Annotated in this window: 4 protein-coding genes and 1 pseudogene; 2 read left to right on the top strand and 3 right to left on the bottom strand. The window is 60.1% G+C overall.

Features of this window, described 5'->3' with window-relative positions:
• Positions 1-318, bottom strand: a 318-nt coding sequence (locus P1T08_18255; protein ID MDF1598019.1) for a transposase, incomplete at its 3' end; no start/stop codon positions are given.
• Positions 319-437: 119 nt separating this feature from the next.
• Here P1T08_18255 and P1T08_18250 point away from each other — a divergent pair.
• Positions 438-1,727, top strand: coding sequence for a lamin tail domain-containing protein (locus P1T08_18250; GenBank protein ID MDF1598018.1), 1,290 nt, complete (start codon positions 438-440; stop codon positions 1,725-1,727).
• A gap of 676 nt (positions 1,728-2,403) precedes the next feature.
• Positions 2,404-2,931, top strand: a pseudogene (locus tag P1T08_18245) (helix-turn-helix domain-containing protein).
• Positions 2,932-3,254: 323 nt separating this feature from the next.
• Here the strand turns inward: P1T08_18245 and P1T08_18240 are convergent.
• Positions 3,255-3,710: a hypothetical protein gene (locus P1T08_18240; GenBank protein MDF1598017.1), complete on the bottom strand. Its 456-nt coding sequence runs from the start codon at positions 3,708-3,710 to the stop codon at positions 3,255-3,257.
• A 1-nt stretch (position 3,711) separates the two neighbouring features.
• A complete protein-coding gene (locus tag P1T08_18235) occupies positions 3,712-4,380 on the bottom strand; it encodes a hypothetical protein (GenBank protein MDF1598016.1) in 669 nt (222 codons plus the stop codon).
• Between the last annotated feature and the right edge of the window lie 305 nt (positions 4,381-4,685).

Raw genomic sequence — 4,685 nt, 5'->3', positions numbered from 1 at the left:
CACCCCCGCCGCATACCGCCAGCGGGTATCGAAGGTGTAACGCTCGGTCGCCTCCCGATCCGACAGTCCCTCCAAGCGTTGGAGCACCATCACCGTGGCCACCACCGAAGGTGGCACCGAGCGCCGCCCCCGATCAGAGAACAAATCAGAAAACAGCTCGTCACCGAACAGGCGGTCACGTTCCCGGTGCAACACCGCATACACCGAGGACTCCGCCAACGCCTGATCGCAGAACCGGTTCACATCATCCAACAGGTCGCCTTGCCATCCAGCCAGTCCCAATCTCATCAGCCGCTCCGAATCGGAAACTACAGTCATGTGATTCTCCCAGAAACCGACCCGGATCGCGAGCACTCAGACCCACGAAAGACACCAGCCACCTAGGGTTCCGCTCGCTCACGAAGATAAGGTAGACCACCGATGATTTCGTTGCACTGATGGGACCACTGCTTGGACTTCTCGGCCTTGGGGGTCTGCTCTTTGGCCTGATCAGCCTGGTACGACCGCTGGGCTGGTTCGGAGTGACCACTCGAAAACAGGCAATCTCGGTACTCGCCATATCGTTGGCTGTGGTCGTCGTAGGGGCTGCGTTCACCCCCTCACCCGACAACCCTGAGGAGCCGGTGGCCGCGGAAACCACCACCTCAACTTCAACGAGATCAACAACCACGTCCATGTCGACATCCCCCGCCTCATCATCGACACAGGTCCCGCCCTCGACCACGACCATCCCAACCACATCATCTCCTCAGCCAGCTGACACACTCGTCCTCGACCTCCTCGCCGCGATCCCGGTCGCATTAGAAACGCCCGCCGGATATGACCGGGACCTCTTCGAGGTGTGGTCCGACGAAGATGGCGACGGCTGTGACACCCGTGAAGAGGTTCTTTTACGGGACGCTGTCGAATCCCCATCGGTTGGCTCGGGCTGCGACGTGGGGACCGGTCTCTGGTTCTCGGTGTACGACGGCGTCTGGCTGGACCACGCTCAGCAGCTCCAAGTCGATCATGTCGTAGCCCTCAAAGAAGCATGGGATTCAGGGGCTAGGGAGTGGGATCGGTCTCGTCGTGTCGCCTTTGGCAACGATCTGACCAGTTCTCTCACCCTGATAGCGGTGTCCTCAGCATCGAATCAAGACAAGGGTGATGCCGACCCTTCCAACTGGCTACCACCGAACGAGGGTGATGTATGTCGGTATATCGCCGCCTGGGTGGTCATCAAAGCCACCTGGGAACTGTCCATGGACCCATCCGAGCACGGGCGTATCACCAACCTCTTCGAATCCCAGTGCGAGGGTACGACTGTCGGGGGAGCCGTAGTCGCATATCCGACTCCCCCGGCAACGACGACAACGACGCCGGCGCCTACATCCACCGTTGCAGGATCAGTGGAGGTGGTCATTGCCAACATCCGATACGACGGGCCCGGCAACGATGTGGAGTTCGGTGACAGTGAGTATGTACTGCTCCGCAACGACGGGACCGGGACCGCAGACGTAGGTCGATGGTGGCTGGAAGACGAAGCCGGACATGTAATCACCATCCCGGACGGATACCTGATCCAACCGGAAGCTGAACTGAGGATCTACTCGGGACCAGGAGACGACACGGCCACCGCATACTACGAAGGTTTGGGACAGGCAATCTGGAATAACTCGGGTGGGGACACGGCGACGCTGAGGAATGCGGCGGGGACGACGGTAGACAGCTACTCATACTCGTCGTAACCCAATCCAGCGGGTCGACTCCAAGTCGCCCTTCAATCACTCTTGACACGGGCTGGGTCATCAGGATCAGCCCCTACGGCGAGGCCAGGTGTCGCCATAGCATCGTCGTTAGGCAAGGCCGGGCTTGTAAGGACGGGCTAACGCGCCGTTATAACGGAAATCAACTTCGACGAAGGCGCGATTGCCTATTGAGCGATTTGACCCGTTGACGATGCGACTCCTCCGCCGTGAGTTCTTGGACACTTCGCTCGTCGCTTGCAACGTCTGTAAGCTAAGCCGGTCCGGCCCCACGTCATCCACCAGACCAGCACGAGCGCGAGAAAAGCGAGAGTGGATAGACCTGGCCGACCCCGTGTGAAACTGAGTCTTCGTGCCCCCCGCCTCATAGCCACCCGAGACTCATAAGATCGACTGGCTGTTGACGGCATGGCGCGGTGATCTCCCGCATGCATACCGGTACCGTATCAAAGCTCGTCTGTCGGCGATCCTGATAGTGAACCGTCTGCCCGGCAGTCGTCGTCATCGAAAGGGGACGGGATCTAGGCCCTGTGGGTCTGACAGACCTCAAAGCACGCATCGCTAGTGCTCTGACCACAAACGTTGGGGGTCCTCGACTTGGTCGATGAGATCGCGCATCCTGGTGGTGTGGCGCGTGGGTTCGACTGAGGAGGGTGGGATGGCGGAGCGGGTTCGGGTTCGGCGTTTGTCCGATGAGGAGGGGCGGCAGCTGCAACAGATCGTGCGGCGGGGCCATGGCAAGTTGGCGACGCGGTATCGACGAGCGATGGTGGTCTTGGCGTCGGCGTCGGGTAACAACGTTGAGGTGATCGCCCGACTGGTGTAGACCAGCCCGGATCGGGTCCGGGAGGTGATCCATCGATTCAACGAGATCGGGCTGCGGTGCTTGGACCCTCAGTGGGCGGGTGGCCGTCCCCGCCGGATCACGATTGACGATGAGATATTCCTCGTTGAGGCGGCCAGGACTCGTCCTGAGCAGTTCGGGTTGCCGTTTACTCGCTGGAGTGTCCGCAAGTTCACGGAGTATCTCAACGACAACGAGACCCATCGGGTCGTGATCAGTCGGGAACGAGTCCGCCAGTTGCTGGGGGAACACGGCATCACGTTCCAGCGGACCAAGACGTGGAAGGAATCCAACGACCCCGACCGCGACGCCAAGCTGGACCGGATCGAGCAGGTCATCGACGAGCATTCGGGACGCGCAGCCGGCGATTTCTGAGGAGGCAGGTCGGACCGTCGGGAGAACACCGGGCGCATGGACGCCGTTCTCGAGTTCGAGTCTGATCGTCCCCCGTCCGTCAGCCAGGTTTGTTCACAAGCTGCTTCATGGGAGACCGAGCATGACCGGAGTCCGCCTCGCTCGCTCCTAATCGATTGGGGCCCACGTAATGGAACGCGCACCCCGAGCATTTAAGGGCGTGTTCGATCGGCTGAAGCGGTCTCCTCAAACCCCGTCAGCGCGAGAGCTCGGATCGCACCTCCACCACGACATACGCATCTGGAAACAGCTCACTTCAGGGTGCTGCTGAACCGCGCCCAATCAGACCAGACGCCAGCGACAAGGCTGATCTGGTACTCGCCGACCCAGAAGAGCTCGACGCTGACCGGGTAGCCGTCGCCGAAGCCAGCGTCGACTGACGTGACGTCGTAGAGGTGGGTAGCGGCCGGGGCGTCGGGCGCGCTACCCATCCCGGGTGCCTCGTCCCACGTGGGAGCGAACGCGTCGTACCGTGCCTCGCCGGTGTCCCAAGCGATCGACTCGGTCCAGCCTCTCCCCCGCACGCCGAAGACGAAACGGGTGAAGGGATCGGTCCACGTGGCGTCGATCGGGCCGACCTGAGATGGATTGGAGTACCAGAGCCAGGTGTCGAGGCCGGTCAAGCCTTTGCTGAAGTGACCGTCGGGGTTGGCCTCCCACGCGGGATCGGGCAGACCAGTGGCGGCCGATAGCAATCGGTTCCACACCTTATCTTGGGCGATCTGGTACATCCCGACTCGAGGTGAAGTACACCCATATGAGGGTGGCCAGCAATAGAGAAATGAGGAGGAGCACTATGAAGGCAATTCTGCCGGTAACGACCTCGCTATTGTCAAGTGTCACCTGATGCAATGATGCCGGGAACACAGGCAGACCGCCCATAGCTGAGGAGAGCACGTATTCGCCAGTGATGAAAGCCAAGGCGCCGAGGACGGCTGATTCGCCTTTCCCGGTTAGTAACCCAGCCGCAAGCCCAATCAATGAGTAGAACAATAGTCCTGGCAATGGCGTGAAAGCAGACCAGCCCGGTCCACCCGGCGTGGTATGCAAACCAAGTTGTGCGATTCGAATGACTGTTGCGAGAACGAAGCCAGAGGTCAGGATGATGTATGCCGCTACAGTCAGTATGACGTTCAACAGTAGGATCGATCTGATCCAGAGCGCCCGACTCCATCCGTTCGATAGCGACCACGCCGTGACTCCTGATCCCATCATCGACCCGGCGATCAGAGATCCTGATATCACAGCGAACAAGATAAGGGGTAGACCGCCGAGACTCTTTCCGGCTGTTGCCCACAGGTCAGTGGTCAGGATCGTGAATTCTTCGTTCGCTCTCCGCTCCCAATCCGATTGGATGCGAGTGAAGTCATCTGGCACGCCTTCAGTGGCTCCGAAGCCCCCGAAGTCTGCGCACGTACCCGAGTAGTCGGCAGCTCCGGATTCGCGGGCTCGAATAGCGGCTGTCCAATCAGTTGCACATACCTGTGCGGAGGCTAAGGGTCCGATCGTGCTTGAGAAGGTGCTGATGCTTACAAAGAGAGTGAAGAGAGCGACCAGTACGATGACCCCAATAGGTATCCCCGATGTGAGGGATCTAAGCCGGCTCTGTCAACACCGCCTGAAAATTGACCCCCTGGCACCGGTTGAAAATTGACCCCCCGGGCCGGGTTTTGGTCACTCTG

The organism is Acidimicrobiia bacterium (genome assembly GCA_029210695.1).
Taxonomy (GTDB): Bacteria; Actinomycetota; Acidimicrobiia; order Spongiisociales; family JAHEDJ01; genus JAHEDJ01.
The sequence above is the reverse complement of the archived record's forward strand: the minus strand, read 5'-3'. Positions and strand labels throughout refer to the sequence as shown.

Coding starts and splice junctions, on each gene's coding strand:
- P1T08_18250 (MDF1598018.1), top strand. CDS start 438: ATGGGACCACTGCTTGGACTTCTCGGCCTTGGGGGTCTGCTCTTTGGC.